Below are 15934 nucleotides of genomic sequence, written 5' to 3'. Positions count from 1 at the left end.
AGGTCATCTGCCGCCACCTCCCGGCGGCTAGACGTGGCGGGTCAGACCACCATCGACCACCAGCGTCTGGCCAGTGACATAGCTGCTGTCGTCGGTCAGAAGGAAGGCCGCGGCCTTGGCCTGTTCTTCCACCCGCGCGATGCGCTTCAGGGCGGTCAGATCGCCATACTTCCCGACGTCCAGACTGTCGGTGAACCCCGGTGCAAGGCAGTTCATCCGGATGTTCTGCGCACCGTAGCGGTCGGCATAAAGTTTGGTGAAGGACGACACCCCCGCCCGATAGACGCAGGATGCCGGGAACCAGAGCGAGGGCTCAAAGCTCGCGTAGGTCGTGACATTGACGATCGCGCCTGCGCCCTGCGCCTCCATGATCGGGGTGACAAGGCGGGCCATGCGGAGCACGGGCTTGACGATCATGTCATGGGCAAGGTCCCAGTTTTCGTCCGGGATCGCCAGCAGATCGCCCTTTGGCGGGTGGCCGGTGTGGTTCAACACTGCGTCGATCCGGCCGTGGGTCGCCATGGCAAGATCGACAAGCGCCTTCAGGTCGTCGGGGTTCTGCACAACGCCGCGGTGGGCCACGCCGCCCAGTTCGGCGGCAAGCCGTTCGCAGTTTTCCGACGGTGACATCAGCACCAGCGCATAGCCGCGCAAATGCATTTCCCGCGCGATGGCGGCACCGATGCCGCGACCGGCACCGGTGACAAGACAAACCTTCTGGGTCATTGCGCTGTTCCTCCTCGCGGGTGACTGGGGGCAGGTTCGTGCCTGTCCGATATGCGTGACGGGTAGCACGGAAGCGCCGCCCTTCCACAGGCCAATTGTGCTGCAAGCCAGCACCCGGCCCTGAAGATCGCAGCGGCTGAAACAGCTTGCGGGCAAGGTCCGACAGGGCCTACCAATTGCCCAAGCCCTCCGGGGCGCAAGAAGCGGCAATGACTGGGGCTTTGGCGCGGCAGGTGCGGGGGCAGTTGCGGAATGAAGATCGGTGACGTCTCTTTCTGGTACGGCGATATCGGGATGCCCTATCGTCGTGCGCCGCTTTCGGGCGACGCCACTGCGGATGTCGCCATCATCGGTGCCGGGTATAGCGGCCTTTGGGCGGCCTACTACCTGAAGCGCGCCAATCCCGGGCTGGATGTGCTGGTGCTGGAAAAGGAGTTTGCGGGCTTCGGCGCCTCGGGGCGCAACGGGGGCTGGCTGACGGGCGGCTTTGCCTGGAACCATGCGCGCTATCTGCGCACAGCGTCGGAACACGCCGTCCGCGCGATGGTCGAGGCGATGAACGGCACGGTGGATGAGGTGATCCGCGTGGCCGAAGCCGAAGGGATTGATGCCGACATCCTGCGCACCGACGAATTGATGGTGGCCACCCGCCCGGCACAGGTTGGGCGGCTGCGGGCCGAGGTGGCGCATCGCCGGCACTGGGGCGAGGAGACCCGGGTTTTCGAAATGGGCGCGGCAGACCTGGCCGACCGCATCCACATTCCCGGCGCGCTGGGGGCCATGGTGGTGACCAATGTGGCCCGGGTCCAGCCGGCGAAACTGGTGCGGGGCCTTGCCGCCGTGGTGGAACGCATGGGGGTGCGGCTGGTCGAAGGGACGGCAGTGACGGCCTATGAAAAGGGCCTTGTCACGACGGACCGCGGCCTTGTGCGCGCGCCGGTGATCCTGCGCTGCACCGAAGGCTTTACCGCCGGCCTGCCGGGCCTGAAGCGCGACTGGCTGCCGCTGAATTCGGCCCAGATCGCGACCGAGCCTTTGTCCGATGAAGTCTGGGCGCAGATCGGCTGGCAAGGGCATGAGATCGTGGGCGATTTCGCCAATGCTTATTGCTATTGCCAGCGGACGCGCGAAGGCCGGATCACCGTGGGCGCCCGGGGGGTGCCGTATCGGTTTGGGTCGAACCTTGATACCAACGGCGCCCCGGACGACGAGACGATCCGGCGGCTGACCGCGATCCTGCACCAGCATTTCCCGGCGGCGGCCAAGGCAAAGATCGACCATGCGTGGTGTGGCGTGCTGGGCGTCCCGCGCGACTGGTGCGCGACGGTCGGGCTGGACCCCGCCACCGGCCTCGGCTGGGCCGGGGGCTATGTCGGGGTGGGGGTCTCCACCTCGAACCTTGCGGGCAGAACGCTGGCGGATCTGGTGCTGGGCCGCGAGACGGACCTTGTGCATCTGCCATGGGTCAACCGCCGCGTCCGCCCGTGGGAGCCGGAACCGCTGCGCTGGCTGGGGGTCACCGGCATGTATGCGCTGTTGAACGCCGCCGACCGGCAGGAGGCGCGGCCCGGCGCAGGGCCATCGCGCCTTGGGGCCATCGGGAACTGGCTCACGGGGCGCGGTTAGCGCTGACAACGTGACTTGCCGGGGGGCCATCGGCTTGGCATAACCTTGCCAGCCTTGGGGAGGGGTCCATCCGATGCACCTGCACCGCCGCCATCTGCTTGCCTTGCCCTTCGCGCTGGCCGCGCGTCCGCTCTGGGCTGCCGACCGCCAAGAGATCGAGCGGGACATGGTCACCACATGGTACCGGCTGGTGCTGGAACTGGTCCGCCATACCGCCACCTATTCGCCCCCCGTCGCCAGCCGCGCCTTCGCCTATATCGGGGTCGCCGCGCATGAAGCGCTGGCAACCGGCAATCCGGCGTTGGTGTCGCTGGCGGGGCAGTTGAACGGGTTGACCCCGCCCCCACCCCGCGCTGCAGGGCCACATGACGAGGCTTGCGTGCTGCAGGCGGCCCTGTCGGCGTCGGCGCAGGTGTTCTTTGCCAATACCGGCCCCACGGGCCAGCGGGCGATGGGCAAGCTGGGCGAACAACTGGGCAAGAAGGCCATGGACGGGATCGCCCCGGACGTCGCCGACCGCAGCATCGCGCACGGGCAGGCCGTGGCAGCCCATATCCTTGCCTGGTCGCTGGACGATGGTGGGGCGGTCGTGGAAAACATGGGCTTTCCGCAGACCTTCACCCCCGGCACCAATCCGCAGGACTGGGTGCCCACCAGCGCGATCCGCCAGCAACAGGCCCCGCTCCTGCCGAACTGGGGCATGAACCGCACCTTCGCAATGCCGTCTGGCACCGCCTGCGCCATCCCCGCCCCGCCCGCCTATAGTGACGACCCCGCGTCCGCCTTCTATAAGGCCGCGAAAGAGGTCTACGACGTCGGCAATTCCCTGACCGATGACCAGAAGCTGTCGGCCCGGTTCTGGTCGGATGATCCGATGCTGTCGTCGACCCCACCCGGCCACTGGATCAGCATCGCCGTGGAACTGGCCGAGCGTGACGCCCTGCCCGCCGACCGGGTGACCGAGGTGATGGCCCTGCTTGGCGTGGCGATGGCCGATGCCTTCATCGGGTGCTGGGCGGCGAAGTATGAATTCAACCTGTTGCGCCCGGTGACCTTTATCCGCCGCCATATCGACCCGAAATGGGAAACCTTCCTGATCACACCCCCCTTCCCCGAATACCCATCGGGCCACAGCACGGTATCCGGGGCGGCGGCAACCGTCCTGACCCATGCCTTTGGCGACAACTTTGCCTTCGACGACCCGACGCATGAACCCGAAAACCTGCCGATCCGCAGCTTTGCCAGCTTCTGGGAAGCGGCGGATGATGCAGGGCTTTCAAGGCTTTACGGCGGCATCCACTACCGCTTTGCCGTGGAAGAGGGGCTGACCCAAGGCCGCTGCGTCGGGGCCTATACCATCGCCCTGAAGACAAGGACCTGACCCATATGCGCCTTGTTCTGCTGGCAGCCCTTGCCGCGACCCCTGCCGTCGCCGACCCCGTCATCCCCGCCTTTGTCGAGGAAACCGCGACCAGCGGCATCGACACGGTCTATGAGGGGGAATGGGAATACATGGTCGGCGGCGGGGCTGCGACCTTCGATTGCTCCGGCGACGGGTTCCCCGAGCTTTTCCTGTCGGGCGGCGCCGGGCCTTCGGCGCTGTACCTGAACCGCAGCCCGCAAGGCGGGGCCTTGGCGTTCGAGAAGACCGATGCCGTCAGCCTTGATGCGGTTCTGGGGGCCTATCCGCTGGATATCGACAGCGACGGGGTGATGGACCTTGTCGTGCTGCGCCTTGGCGAAAACCGCCTTCTGCGCGGCCTTGGCGCCTGTAAGTTCGAGGATGCGACAGCGCAGTGGAGTTTTGACGGCGGTGACGCCTGGTCCACGGCCTTTGCGGCGATCTGGGAACGGGGTCAGGACTGGCCGACGCTGGCAGTCGGCAACTACGTCGACCGCAAGGAAGAGGCCTTCCCTTGGGGATCCTGCACCGACAACTGGCTGCACCGCCCGGGACCCGAGGGCAAGGGCTTTGCGCCCCCCCTGCCCCTGACCCCATCCTTCTGCGCCTTGTCGATGCTGTTCACTGACTGGAACCGGTCAGGGCAGCCGTCGCTGCGCGTCTCGAATGACCGCGAATACTACAAGGGCGGGCAGGAGCAGCTTTGGCACCTTGACCCCGGCCAGCCGCCGCGCCTGTTCACCGAGGCCGAAGGCTGGAAGCGCCTGCGCATCTGGGGGATGGGCATCGCCAGTGCCGATGTGACGCTGGACGGCTACCCCGATTACTACCTGACCAGCATGGCCGACAACAAGCTGCAGGTCCTGAAGGACCCCACCCTTGGCCTGCCGGATTATGCCGATGTGGCATTTCCCAAAGGGGCCACCGCGCACCGGCCCTATACCGGAGCGGACCTGAGGCCCTCGACCGCCTGGCACCCGCAGTTTGCCGATGTGAACAACGACAGTCTGCTGGACCTGTTCGTGGCCAAAGGGAACGTGGCCGAAATGCCGGATTTCGCCGCGCAGGATCCCAACAACCTCCTTCTGCAAACGGCTGACGGCACTTTTGTCGAGGCGGGGGACCGCGCGGGGGTTGCCAGCCTTGCCATCTCACGCGGGGGGCAGGTTGTGGATTTCAACCTTGATGGGCTGCTGGACATCGTGGTCGTGAACCGCTGGACATCGGCCCAAATTTGGCGATCAGAGGCGGCGTTGCAGGGCGGTTGGTTGCAACTGCGCTTGCAGCAGCCCGGACCGAACCGCGATGCCATCGGGTCCGTCATTGAGATCCGCCGGGGCGAAACGGTCGAACGGCACGAGATCACCTCGGGCGGTGGGCATGTCAGCGGATCGGTCGGCTGGCTGCACTTCGGCCTCGGGGCGGCGGCAACCGCCGAGCTGCGGGTGATCTGGCCGGATGGACGGGAGGGCGACTGGCAAATGCTGGACGCGGGGACCTTCCAGATCCTGCAACCGGACCAGCCGCCGAAGGCTTGGCAACCCGGCTGAGCCGGGGGCGAATCGTCCGCCTTGCCGCCCATTCGCGCCCTGCGGGAACCGTTGGCCGGGCACGACCGTGCAAGCTGAGGGAGGATTTACCGCCATCCCCCTGCAAATGTTGTCTTTCTTGCCACAGTGCAGGTGCAGCATGGTCGGCGACATTTCGGATCGACCAGTATCACCGCATTTCCGTTTTATACAATAACATCATTATGTTATGGTTGAACGCCAAGGCTGACCACCGTGATGTGGGAAAAATCTTGCTTCGGCCGGTGGCCTTCCCTGACAGATCCGGCGTGATGCCCGCCCGCTGCCGGACCAAGATTTCCGCTGACCTGCACCAGAAGAAGTGACAAGCTTGATTCCACATAAAGTCTTGCCTGTTCACGCTATCTAAGATTGTGGCAGGCAGATTACAGTTATTCAAAGCGGCGGTGGGTTGGCCCGGGGGCTGATCTGCCTGTTGCGCGTGACGGTACCAGACTGGAAGTTCAAACGATGCCCGGCCCGACCCAGACAGACCCCACCCTTGAGGAAGAGCCCTCAAACGCCGATCTCGACGGCTTTGGCGATGACCTGAAAGAGGGCACGCAGCTTCTCGGCGGGCAATACACGATCCTTGGGTTCCTGAACTCGGGCGGGTTCGGGATCACCTACCTTGCCAAGGATTCGCTGGAACGGACGGTCGTCATCAAGGAATGCTTCCCGAACGCGCTCTGCCGCCGCAGCACGTCGATCGTCCGGGCCCGATCGCGCAAGCATCAGGTTGATTTTCGCAGCTTCGTCAGCAGTTTCGTCGAAGAAGCCCGCAGCCTGGCGCGGCTTGTCCACCCCAATATCGTGGGCGTGCATCAGGTGTTTGAGGATAACGACACCGCCTACATGGCCATCGACTACATCAACGGCAAAGACCTGCATGACGTGCTGGAGTCGACCGATCAGGCCTTCACGCCGGATGAGATTGTCGAGATGCTGAAGAAAATGCTCAGCGCGGTCGAGTTCATCCATCAGGCCGGCATCCTGCACCGCGACATCTCGCCCGACAACATCCTGATCGACACTACGGGCAATCCGGTGCTGATCGACTTCGGTGCCGCCAGCGAACAGGGCGCGCAGGCGACGCGGGTGCTGACCGGACGGCGCGTGGTCAAGGACGGCTATTCCCCGCAGGAGTTCTACCTGACCGGGGCCGAACAAAGCCCGTCGAGCGACCTCTATGCCCTTGGGGCCACGTTCTACCACGTCATCACCGGCAAGGCCCCGCCGGAAAGCCAGCGCCGTCTGGCCCTTGTGGCCGAAGGATCGCCTGACCCGTATGAGCCGCTCGACGGCCGGTTTCCGGGCTATCCGCCGGGGTTCCTTGCGTCGATCGACAAGGCGGTGCGGGTGCTGTCCAAGGACCGCATCGCCACCGCCGCCGACTGGCTGGAGGTGATCCGCAAGGGCGAAGCGGGTGAGCTTGACCCGGTTGCCGAACCCGCATCTGCGCCGGGCGCAAGGCCGCAGACACAAGGCGCGGTTGCCAGCAACATGGGCTACATCATCGGCGCAGGCACCGTCTTCGTGGTGGCCGCAGCCTTTGGCCTCTGGTCGATGACGCGCTAAAGGCCCAGCGCGCGGAAGACCTTCGGCAGTGCGTCGGGAAGGTCCTCTGCAATCAGGCCGGGGCCGAAGCTCAGCGCGCATTCCACATGCAGCCAGGCCCCGGTGCAGGCGGCGTCGAAGGGGCTGAACCCCCGCGCCAGCAGCCCGGTGATGAACCCCGCCAAAACATCGCCCGACCCCGCCGTCGCCAGCCAAGGCGCTGCGCGGTCGTAGTGGGCGGAGTTGATGGCACATCGACCCGTTGGGTCGGCGATCACGGTGTCCGGGCCTTTGTAAAGGACGGTGCAGCCCGCGCGCTTCGCGGCCTCGCGGGTGGCGTCGACCTTGGAATAGGCGGGGCCTTTGGTGGCGGGGGCTGCGAGCTTTTCGGCGATGTCGGGAAACAGGCGGGCAAACTCTCCGGCGTGGGGGGTCAGGACGCACCCTTCGTGCAGGGCTGAGAACAGGTCGGGCTGCTGGGAAAGGATCGTCAAGGCGTCAGCGTCGAGAACGAGCTTGGGGCGGTCCTTCGACGACGCCCCCCTCCCCCCTCCCCTCCCCACATGGGGGAGGGGAAGCGCCTGACCGGCTGGCGTAGCGCGCGGCAACACGCGGCCCCCCTCCCCCTCGTGGGGAGGGGATGGGGGGTCCCTGGCAAGATCGAGACCCCGCCCCGGGCCTGCCTCGGGGCCTCCAGTTCCACCGGCACCACCGCCTGACGAGAGGTCCCCGGTCAGGCCCGGGACGGGTTTGCTTAATGCCACCGCCAGCAACCCCGCCTCCCGAGCGCCAGTCCCCATCCCCGGCCCAAGGCAAAGCGCGTTGATCCGCTTGTCCTCCAGCGCCCCGGCGAGCGCCGCCCCATCCGCCACCCCCCGCAGCATCACCGCATCCAAGCGAGCGGCGTGCTCGGGGATCGCGTCCAAGGGACACCCCACCGTCACCACCCCCGCCCCGATCCGCAACGCCCCCCGCGCCGAGAGCCGCGCCGCCCCGCCGCGACCGGAGGGGCCGGAGAGGATGAGTGAATGGCCGTGGGCGTATTTGTGGGCATTCCGAGCTTCGACCCAGCCCTTCTTGCCCAGCATATAGGTTGGCAACGCGCCCGGAGTGTATGAACCCCCGTCCGGCGAAGCCAAGGGACCTGCCAGCGACAGCATAACCCGCTGCCTGATGCCAGTCCAATGTCCACGCCTTCGGACGGGATCCTTCAGCTGCCTCCAGGGTCCGACGCCGATGTCCGCGACGACAACGCGGCCACAGTGTTCCGGCCCTTCATCAAGGAAATGACCGGCTCGCAGGCAGTCGAAGGTGACGGTCAGCGCGGCGGAAGGTCGTGCCCAACCGGCGATCAACATCCGTCCACTGTCAAGGCAAAGGCCCGATGGCGCATCAATGGCGACCAAGCGGGGGTATGTCTCGCCGCCGTAGCCACCCAGATGCCGCAAGAAGCCAGCCAGATCGCCCGCTGGCGGGCGTGTCAGCCCGGTCCCGAAGATCGCATCGACGTAAAGGTCGGCGTAGGCGTCCCCGTGAACGGGATGGCGCGCGCGAAAGGCGCGTTCGGTCAGTTCCTTAATCTCCCCCATCCCCACCCACCGCTCATAATTCACCCGCGCGTCCGGTGGCAGCCGCTCCGCGTCGCCGTAAAGGAAGACTTCCACCTCCCAGCCCCAGTCCTTCAACAGCCGCGCGACCACGAACCCGTCGCCGCCGTTGTTGCCGGGGCCACACAGGACCACCGCCCGGTGCGAGGTGGCGCGCAACTCCGGCCATTCCGCGAGGATCGCCTCGACCACGCCCCGCCCGGCGCGTTCCATCAGCTCCAGGCCGGTGACCTCGCCCGAGGCGATCGCGGCGGCCTCAATGGCCCGCATCTGCGCGGCGGTCAGGAGTTCGGTCATCTTGCTGGCACCTTGTTCTTTTACAGCCTATATTTTAGGCGCATCGCTTATCCATTAAGCGCTTGTCCGGATTTCCCCGGCCAAGCCCCCAAAGCCAAACCCTGTCACATTGTCCCCCCGGCAGGGAAGTGGTCAGACGGGCACAGACAGAGTGACGAAGGGGGGAGTCGGCCCATGAAGAAAGTCGAAGCGATCATCAAGCCGTTCAAGCTGGATGAGGTGAAAGAGGCGCTTCAGGAAGCCGGAATTCAGGGCCTGACCGTGACCGAGATCAAGGGCTTCGGGCGGCAGAAGGGCCACACCGAACTCTATCGCGGCGCGGAATATGTCGTAGATTTCCTGCCAAAGGTGAAGATCGAGGTGGTGCTGACCGACGACATGGTCGATCAGGCCGTCGCCGCCATCGTCGCCGCCGCCCGCACCGACAAGATCGGCGATGGCAAGATATTCGTTACCGCCATCGAACAAGCCATTCGCATTCGCACCGGTGAAACCGGTGATGATGCTGTCTAAACTGGCCTTATCGGCCGTTCCCTCAACCCCAAACTGAAAGGCAGTCAGATGAGCGCCGTTGCCAAGGCTCTGAAACTGATGAAGGACGAAGAGGTCGAATATGTCGACATTCGTTTTACCGACCCCAAGGGCAAGCTGCAGCATGTGACGCTGGTGGCCGACCTGGTCGATGAGGATTTCTTCGAGGAAGGCTTCATGTTCGACGGCTCGTCGATCGCGGGCTGGAAGTCGATTGACCAGTCGGACATGAAGCTGATCCCCGATCCGGCTTCGGTCTACATCGACCCGTTCTACGCCGAAAAGACCATGTGCGTGCATTGCGTCGTGGTGGAGCCTGATACCGGTGAGGCTTACAGCCGCTGCCCGCGCCAGACCGCGCTGAAGGCGGAAGCCTACCTCAAGTCCTCGGGCGTGGGCGATGCGGCCTACTTCGGGCCGGAAGCGGAATTCTTCCTGTTCGACGACGTGCGCTACTCGGTCACCCCTCGCAAGGTGGCCTATGAGATCGACGCCGAGGCGGCTGCCTGGAACACCGACACCGTGACCGAAGGCGGCAACTACGGCCACCGCGCGGGCCACAAGGGCGGCTATTTCCCGGTCAACCCGGTGGACGAAGCCCAGGACATCCGCGGCGAGATGCTGTCCACGATGAAACGGATGGGTATCCGCGTCGACAAGCACCACCACGAGGTTGCGACCTGCCAGCACGAACTCGGGATGATCTTTGGCGGGCTGGTCGAGCAGGCCGACAACATCCAGAAGTACAAGTACGTGATCCACAACGTGGCCCACGCCTATGGCAAGACCGTGACTTTCATGCCCAAGCCCATGAAGGGCGACAACGGGTCGGGGATGCACGTCAACATGTCGATCTGGAAGGGCGGCAAGCCGCTGTTCGCGGGCGACAAGTATGCCGACCTGTCGCAGGAGGCGCTGTACTTCATCGGCGGCATCCTGAAGCACGCGAAGGCGCTGAACGCGCTGACCAACCCGTCGACCAACAGCTACAAGCGTCTGATCCCCGGCTTTGAAGCCCCGGTCCTGCGCGCGTATTCGGCCCGCAACCGGTCGGGTTGCGTTCGTATTCCGTGGACGGAATCGCCGAAGGCCAAGCGGGTTGAGGCGCGTTTCCCCGATCCGGCTGCAAACCCCTATCTGGCTTTCGCGGCGCTGCTGATGGCTGGTCTGGACGGCATCAAGAACAAGATCGACCCGGGTCCGGCTTCGGACAAGGACCTTTACGATCTGCCGCCGGAAGAACTGGCCGAGATCCCGACCGTCTGCGGTTCGCTGCGCGAGGCGCTGGAGGAGCTGGAGAAGGATCATGACTTCCTGCTCGCCGGTGAGGTGTTCACCAAGGATCAGCTGGAAGGCTACATCGCGCTGAAGTGGGAAGAGGTTTATGCCTATGAGCATACGCCGCACCCGATCGAGTATCAGATGTACTATAGCTGCTGATCGCAGCCAAAGACTGAAAAGGGCGCCTTCGGGCGCCCTTTTGCTTGGTGTCCCGGGCAGGGACATAGGCGCAAGTGCCTGATATCACTGACAGGGATCAGCACCGTTTACTAACCGTTAACCTTGTCGCAGTGCAGTTGCGGCGGGGGCGTCGCCGGGCTACTTTTGGCGCAGCGCAACCTTACGGCGAGTGCATCATGGCCTCTGATCCCCTGCGTCGTCGGTCTGAACCCAAGGAGAAGCCACGCCCGAAGATCTGGGCCGAGGGCGACCAGCGCCCCCCCTTTAACCTGCGCGCCTTTGGCAGTGCGAGCCTGCACCTGTCGCGCGAAGGGGTGGCGCCGCTGCATGCCTGGGTGGCGCGGACGGCGCGGCGGGTGGCGGTCAACGTCAAGAACGGGGCTGGGCGCATCCCCGAAGAAAAGCTTGGCCGCGCGGCGCGCTTTGTGCCGTCGCATCTGCGGGTCGCCGCCTGGATCAAGAATGGGGCGGCCATCCTGTCGCATGCGAGCGCCACGGCTGACCCCGACGTGAAACGCGGCAATGCGTTGGTGGCCGAGATCGAGCCGCATCTTTGGCCGGGCAAAGCTGCGCCCCTTTCCCCCGCCCCTGTGCCGGACCCGCTTTCTGCCCCACCTGCCAACCCGGAACCCGTGGTGCTGGCCGAGCCGATGCAGCCCGGCGATGACCCGCTGTCCGCGATCCGCAGTGATCTGGAGGGTGGGCCTGCTGCCCGACCGGCACCAGCAACCGCTCTGCCCGCGCCGCCGGGGCCTGCGGCGACCGGGGCCATTCAGGTGTCAGGCTATGCCCTTGGCTGGCTAAGCTGCTTTGCCGCCCTGCCCTACGGGCTGGCCAAAGCGGCATGGCTGCATATCAAGGGCGTCGATCTGCGCCGCATCGGGCAGGACGACTGACGCGCGCAGTCAAGTCAGCGTAGCCGTCAGGAAGGCAAGGATGTCTTCCGCAACCTTTCCGGTCTCAAACGGCTCACCCCCGTGCCCGGCCCCGGGCACCAGCGCGTAGTCGATCTGGGCCTGTGGGTCCGCTGCAAGCCATGCTTCGCGCAGGCGTTTGGCCTGCAGATCGGCGACAAGCGGGTCGGCGTCGCCATGCCGGATCAGGATCGGCGGCAGGGGTTCGCGGATCTGGTCCAGCCGCCCGATTGGCCCCATCCTGCGGGCAAGGGCGCGGTTTTCGGCCACCGGATAGCCCAGAAGCAGGCTTTCCGGGCTGTCGGGCGCATCGGTGGCACCCATCGCCGGAACCCGCCCCAAGGTGGCCATATCGGCATCCATGGTGGAGAAATCCATCGGGCCATACAGGCTGACCACGCCGCGCGGGGATAGGCCCACTTCGACAAGGCTGAGGGCCGTGGACACCGCCAGAAACGCCCCGGCAGAGTGGCCCAGAAGCACCAGCCGCGACGGGTCAAGCCCAAGGGCCGCACCTTCGCGTTGCAGATGGACGATGGCGGCAAGGCAATCGTCGGCCTGCGCTGGCCATGGGTCCGTGCCCGACAGCCGGTAGTTCACGCGCACGACGGCGATGCCGGCATCCAGCACGTCGACCGGGATTGGCAGATCGGATTTGTCGCCCATCTGGAACGCGCCGCCATGAACCATGACCAGCACCGGGAACGGGCCGTCGCCATTTGGCAGCGTGACATCCAGCACCTGACGCGGGTCAGCGCCATAGGCAACCTCTGTCGCGCCTTGGCTGCGCGCCCGCCAGTACAGCGTGGCTGCGGCGACAGCGGCGGCGGCGCCCCCGATGAGAAGGGTTCTGCGGATCAGTCCGGGCATGGGCGTTCCCTAATGCACAGCCGCGCGCAGGGCGGCCAGTTCGTCTTGCGTCACAGTGTCTGCGTCCACCACATAGGTATGGATCGTGAAGACCACCGCGCGTGTGACGGGTAGCCGCAGCAGGCACTGCCGTTCGCAGCGGATGTAGGTGTGATCGGTCGGTTGCGGGCGTTTTTCGCCCTCACGCCGGGGCTGGAACAGGACGTGGTCATCGTAGGTCAGGTAGTTCATCCGCCACAGCGGCTGTTCGGGGCGGATTGCGTCGAACAGGCGGTTGACGCGCCGGGCCATGCCATCGTCATAGACGGCGACCGGGGTGTGGATGTCGGTCATCTGGCGACCGATCTTCTGATCAAGGCTCCAGCTGGCGGGAAAGCACAGGATGGCACCGGTGAGCCGGTACTCCTCACCCCGCGCCTGCAGCAGGCAAAGGTCTTCTTGGACAAGGCGACCGAGGGTGCGCAGCGGCTGGGCGGGGTCAAGCGGCACCTCTCCCCCATCGGGGCGGTGGGCGCTGGTGGCGGTGATCTTGAAGCCCGGGGTGTTGGCCAGCCGGTCAAGGATGATGCCGTAAAGTTCAGCCGCGGCGGGCTCAGCCTCAGGCAACAGGGCGTGGACGGCGGGGGCCTGTGCGGCGATCAGGCGGTCGCGCAGGGCCATCTGGGGGCCATACGCCTCATCCTGAGTCAGCCAGCCCTGACCTTCGACCGGCAGGATGCCGGGCAAGCGACGGGTGCGGGGGTCCATCCAGGGCAGAAGCGGCAGCCGGTCCTGCAGGATGGCGTGGTCTTGCATCGGGTTCACCATGGCGCCCTTTGACCATGGGTGCGGCCCGCCTGCAAGCCGGGCCAATTGCGACATGGCTACGGTCGCGTGTGGCTGAGCGGTGGATCGCCGTGCGGGCAAGCATATGCACAATCGGGAGGCTGATGATGACCGCATTCCACCGCGACCGCCGGAAGATCGACCCCACCCGCGGGGCGGCGCTGGGGGATGGCACGCCGAATGACAATGACCGGGTCGAAATCGGGCCGACGGTGCTGGCGCGTCAGGAATGGGCGGCGGCGGGGTTGATCCTGCCGGACCTTCAGCGGATGCGGGAAGCGCGGTGGCAAAAGCTGGTGGCGGGGCTGGTGGCGCGGGACTACGGCGGGCTGTTGATGTTCGACCCGCTGAACATCCGCTATGCGACTGACACCACGAACATGCAGGTCTGGAACATGCACAACCCGTTCCGGGCGTGCCTTCTGTGCGCCGACGGGCATATGGTGATGTGGGAGTACAAGAATTCGCCCTTCCTTGTCACCTTCAACCCCTTGGTGAAGGAGCTGCGGTCGGGGGCGACGTTCTTTTACAACTCCACCGGTGACCGGGGGGCTGCGGCGGCGGCGGGCTTTGCCGCCCAGGTCGATGAGGTGATGCGCGCCCATGCCGGGGGGAACCGGCGGCTGGCGGTGGACAAGATCATGGTCCATGGGCTGCGGGCGCTGGAGGCTTTGGGCTTCACGGTCGAGGAAGGCGAGGAGGTGACGGAGCGCGTGCGGGCGGTGAAGACCGCGGATGAGATTCTGGCGATGCGCTGTGCGCATCATGCTTGCGAGGCGGGGATTGCCGAGATGGAAGCTTTCACGCGGGCGGAGGTGCCGAAGGGTGGGGTCAGCGAGGATGCGATCTGGGCCGAACTTCATGCCGCGAACATCCGGCGCGGGGGCGAGTGGATCGAGACGCGGCTGCTGGCCAGCGGGCCCCGGACCAACCCGTGGTTTCAGGAATGCGGGCCGCGGATCGTGCAGAACGATGAGATTGTCGCTTTCGACACCGATCTGGTTGGCGCCTATGGCTTTTGCATCGACATCAGCCGCACGTGGTGGATCGGCGAGAGCCGCCCGTCGAACGCGATGGTCAGCGCGTTTCACCACGCGCTTGACCATATCCGCGATCATCAGGACCGGCTGAAACCCGGTGTGACGATTGAGGAGCTGGTCAAGGGGGGCCACCAGCTGGCGCCGGAATACTGGGCGCAGAAGTATAGCTGCAAGATGCATGGCGTCGGCCTGTGCGACGAGTGGCCTTATGTCACCTACCCCGACGGCTGGACCCCGGGCGCGTTTGACGCGGCCCTGGAGCCGGGGATGGTCCTCTGCGTCGAAGCGCTAGTGTCGCCTGAGGGTGGGGATTTCTCGATCAAGCTGGAAGATCAGGTTCTGATCACCGAAACCGGCTGTGAAAACCTGACGCGCTATCCGTTCGACCCGCGCCTGATGGGCTGACAGGTGCGGGCGGCGCTGAAAGACACCGGCTACAGCGCCAGATTGGCCAGCAGACCCAGATGGTCAGACCCGAGCGCGGGGCGCAGGGTCACGCGCCCGCCCGCCGGGGCGAAGGCATGGTCAATCGGCAGGGCAAGCAGCGACCCGAAGCCAAGGAAACTGCCCTTGGACGGACCCGCCACCTGCACCCGCGCCTCGGCGGCAAGCCTGCGCACGGACAGGGCCCAGCGGACCATGTTGAAATCGCCCGCCATCAGGACGGGCCCCTCCAGTTGCGCCAGCACGGGGCGCAGATCGGCCACATGGTCTGCCTGACCATAGGGCCAAGGCCAGGTCAGATGCACCGACACGATCCAGACCGGCTGGTCGCGGAAGATCACCTGCATCGCCGACAGGCCGGGCACACAGACCGTAGCGCCCGCAACAGGCTCCAGCCGCGACGCAACTGCAGTCCCGCCGCGCTTGCCAAGCGGGCAATGCAGCTGGTGCGGCAGCACGTCCTTCAGGTTGGCCAAGAGGGCAAGGTTGGGCTCGGCCATCTCTTGCAGGGTCAGGGCAAGGGGGTTGGCTTCGCGGATGTCCGCCTCAAGCCCGGCCAGATCGTCGTTCTGGTGCCGCATGTTCTTTTGATAGAGCAGGAAGATGCCCGGAGGGCCGGGCCAGACATGGGCGAGGAAGACCGAAGTGAACGTCAGGATGGACAACAGGATTGCACCGAAAGCGGCCATCCGCATCCCCGCCGAGATGGCCAGCAGCGCCAGCACGAAGACGGCAATCGACGCCGGTGCGCGCCCGACCGCCAGCGAATCCCCCAGCGGGTGCAGCCAGCCAAGATAGCCGCCCGCAAGTGCCACGATTGACAACACCAGCGCGGCCTTGACCACCGCTGTCCAGATCGGATGTTCGTCCTCTTCCATCTTGCCCGTCTAGTTGCCCCACCTGCGGCAGGCACGGAGAAAGACAGGGATGGCCGACCCAAACCCCACCGAAACCCCATCCGCTGCCCCCGGGCTTCTGCAAACCCGATGACTGCGGCATAATTGAGGAACAGATTCAACGCCAGCCCGGCGATCTGAGGGCCCGGAGCGATGCGGGACGGCGCGCC

The 15934-nt window shown here is 65.6% G+C and carries 13 protein-coding genes; 8 read left to right on the top strand and 5 right to left on the bottom strand.

The features are described from left to right. Positions 1-27: 27 nt before the first annotated feature. Positions 28-726, bottom strand: a complete 699-nt coding sequence (locus EI545_RS18215; protein WP_125326780.1) for an SDR family oxidoreductase — start codon at positions 724-726, stop codon at positions 28-30. A 252-nt stretch (positions 727-978) separates the two neighbouring features. Between EI545_RS18215 and EI545_RS18210 the strand changes: the two genes are divergently transcribed. The 4 genes from EI545_RS18210 to EI545_RS18195 all read left to right on the top strand — a co-directional run bounded on the left by EI545_RS18210 (position 979) and on the right by EI545_RS18195 (position 6900). Further along, entirely contained in the window at positions 979-2352 is a 1374-nt protein-coding gene (locus EI545_RS18210) for an NAD(P)/FAD-dependent oxidoreductase (RefSeq protein ID WP_125326779.1), read from the top strand. 73 nt (positions 2353-2425) lie between these two features. After that, positions 2426-3733: a vanadium-dependent haloperoxidase gene (locus tag EI545_RS18205; protein ID WP_125326778.1), complete on the top strand. Its 1308-nt coding sequence runs from the start codon at positions 2426-2428 to the stop codon at positions 3731-3733. Positions 3734-3738: 5 nt separating this feature from the next. After that, on the top strand, positions 3739-5304 hold the full coding sequence (locus EI545_RS18200) for a CRTAC1 family protein (RefSeq protein ID WP_125326777.1): 1566 nt from the start codon (positions 3739-3741) through the stop codon (positions 5302-5304). 489 nt (positions 5305-5793) lie between these two features. Beyond that, positions 5794-6900 (top strand): serine/threonine-protein kinase, encoded by a 1107-nt coding sequence (locus tag EI545_RS18195; RefSeq protein WP_125326776.1) that lies wholly within the window; start codon positions 5794-5796, stop codon positions 6898-6900. Here the strand turns inward: EI545_RS18195 and EI545_RS21690 are convergent. Next, positions 6897-8783, bottom strand: a complete 1887-nt coding sequence (locus EI545_RS21690; protein ID WP_245990171.1) for an NAD(P)H-hydrate epimerase — start codon at positions 8781-8783, stop codon at positions 6897-6899. The genes EI545_RS18195 and EI545_RS21690 overlap by 4 nt on opposite strands. Positions 8784-8957: 174 nt before the next feature. Between EI545_RS21690 and EI545_RS18175 the strand changes: the two genes are divergently transcribed. From EI545_RS18175 to EI545_RS18165, 3 genes are all read left to right on the top strand, one after another. Beyond that, complete coding sequence (locus EI545_RS18175) at positions 8958-9296, top strand: P-II family nitrogen regulator (RefSeq protein ID WP_125326775.1); 339 nt, start codon at positions 8958-8960, stop codon at positions 9294-9296. Between the two features lie 48 nt (positions 9297-9344). Beyond that, positions 9345-10754 (top strand): type I glutamate--ammonia ligase, encoded by a 1410-nt coding sequence (glnA, locus tag EI545_RS18170; protein WP_125326774.1) that lies wholly within the window; start codon positions 9345-9347, stop codon positions 10752-10754. 197 nt (positions 10755-10951) lie between these two features. Then, positions 10952-11671 (top strand): hypothetical protein, encoded by a 720-nt coding sequence (locus EI545_RS18165; protein WP_125326773.1) that lies wholly within the window; start codon positions 10952-10954, stop codon positions 11669-11671. A gap of 9 nt (positions 11672-11680) precedes the next feature. On the opposite strand, the gene EI545_RS18160 is transcribed toward EI545_RS18165, so the two are convergent. After that, on the bottom strand, positions 11681-12559 hold the full coding sequence (locus tag EI545_RS18160; protein WP_125326772.1) for an alpha/beta hydrolase: 879 nt from the start codon (positions 12557-12559) through the stop codon (positions 11681-11683). A 9-nt stretch (positions 12560-12568) separates the two neighbouring features. Then, positions 12569-13366 (bottom strand): heme-dependent oxidative N-demethylase family protein, encoded by a 798-nt coding sequence (locus tag EI545_RS18155; RefSeq protein ID WP_245990169.1) that lies wholly within the window; start codon positions 13364-13366, stop codon positions 12569-12571. A 125-nt stretch (positions 13367-13491) separates the two neighbouring features. Between EI545_RS18155 and dddP the strand changes: the two genes are divergently transcribed. Next, positions 13492-14829, top strand: coding sequence for a dimethylsulfonioproprionate lyase DddP (gene dddP, locus EI545_RS18150; RefSeq protein ID WP_125327685.1), 1338 nt, complete (start codon positions 13492-13494; stop codon positions 14827-14829). 29 nt (positions 14830-14858) lie between these two features. On the opposite strand, the gene EI545_RS18145 is transcribed toward dddP, so the two are convergent. After that, on the bottom strand, positions 14859-15746 hold the full coding sequence (locus EI545_RS18145; protein ID WP_125326771.1) for an endonuclease/exonuclease/phosphatase family protein: 888 nt from the start codon (positions 15744-15746) through the stop codon (positions 14859-14861). Positions 15747-15934 lie beyond the last annotated feature (188 nt).

Origin of the sequence: Tabrizicola piscis (assembly GCF_003940805.1) — a bacterium.
Lineage (GTDB): Bacteria > Pseudomonadota > Alphaproteobacteria > Rhodobacterales > Rhodobacteraceae > Tabrizicola > Tabrizicola piscis.
This window is presented reverse-complemented; position numbering and strand designations above follow the sequence as displayed.

Bases quoted from the DNA above. Each gene is read 5' to 3' on its own strand.
- EI545_RS18215 (WP_125326780.1), bottom strand. From the start codon at position 726: ATGACCCAGAAGGTTTGTCTTGTCACCGGTGCCGGTCGCGGCATCGGT.
- EI545_RS18210 (WP_125326779.1), top strand. From the start codon at position 979: ATGAAGATCGGTGACGTCTCTTTCTGGTACGGCGATATCGGGATGCCC.
- EI545_RS18205 (WP_125326778.1), top strand. From the start codon at position 2,426: ATGCACCTGCACCGCCGCCATCTGCTTGCCTTGCCCTTCGCGCTGGCC.
- EI545_RS18200 (WP_125326777.1), top strand. From the start codon at position 3,739: ATGCGCCTTGTTCTGCTGGCAGCCCTTGCCGCGACCCCTGCCGTCGCC.
- EI545_RS18195 (WP_125326776.1), top strand. From the start codon at position 5,794: ATGCCCGGCCCGACCCAGACAGACCCCACCCTTGAGGAAGAGCCCTCA.
- EI545_RS21690 (WP_245990171.1), bottom strand. From the start codon at position 8,783: ATGACCGAACTCCTGACCGCCGCGCAGATGCGGGCCATTGAGGCCGCC.
- EI545_RS18175 (WP_125326775.1), top strand. From the start codon at position 8,958: ATGAAGAAAGTCGAAGCGATCATCAAGCCGTTCAAGCTGGATGAGGTG.
- glnA (WP_125326774.1), top strand. From the start codon at position 9,345: ATGAGCGCCGTTGCCAAGGCTCTGAAACTGATGAAGGACGAAGAGGTC.
- EI545_RS18165 (WP_125326773.1), top strand. From the start codon at position 10,952: ATGGCCTCTGATCCCCTGCGTCGTCGGTCTGAACCCAAGGAGAAGCCA.
- EI545_RS18160 (WP_125326772.1), bottom strand. From the start codon at position 12,559: ATGCCCGGACTGATCCGCAGAACCCTTCTCATCGGGGGCGCCGCCGCC.
- EI545_RS18155 (WP_245990169.1), bottom strand. From the start codon at position 13,366: ATGGTGAACCCGATGCAAGACCACGCCATCCTGCAGGACCGGCTGCCG.
- dddP (WP_125327685.1), top strand. From the start codon at position 13,492: ATGACCGCATTCCACCGCGACCGCCGGAAGATCGACCCCACCCGCGGG.
- EI545_RS18145 (WP_125326771.1), bottom strand. From the start codon at position 15,746: ATGGAAGAGGACGAACATCCGATCTGGACAGCGGTGGTCAAGGCCGCG.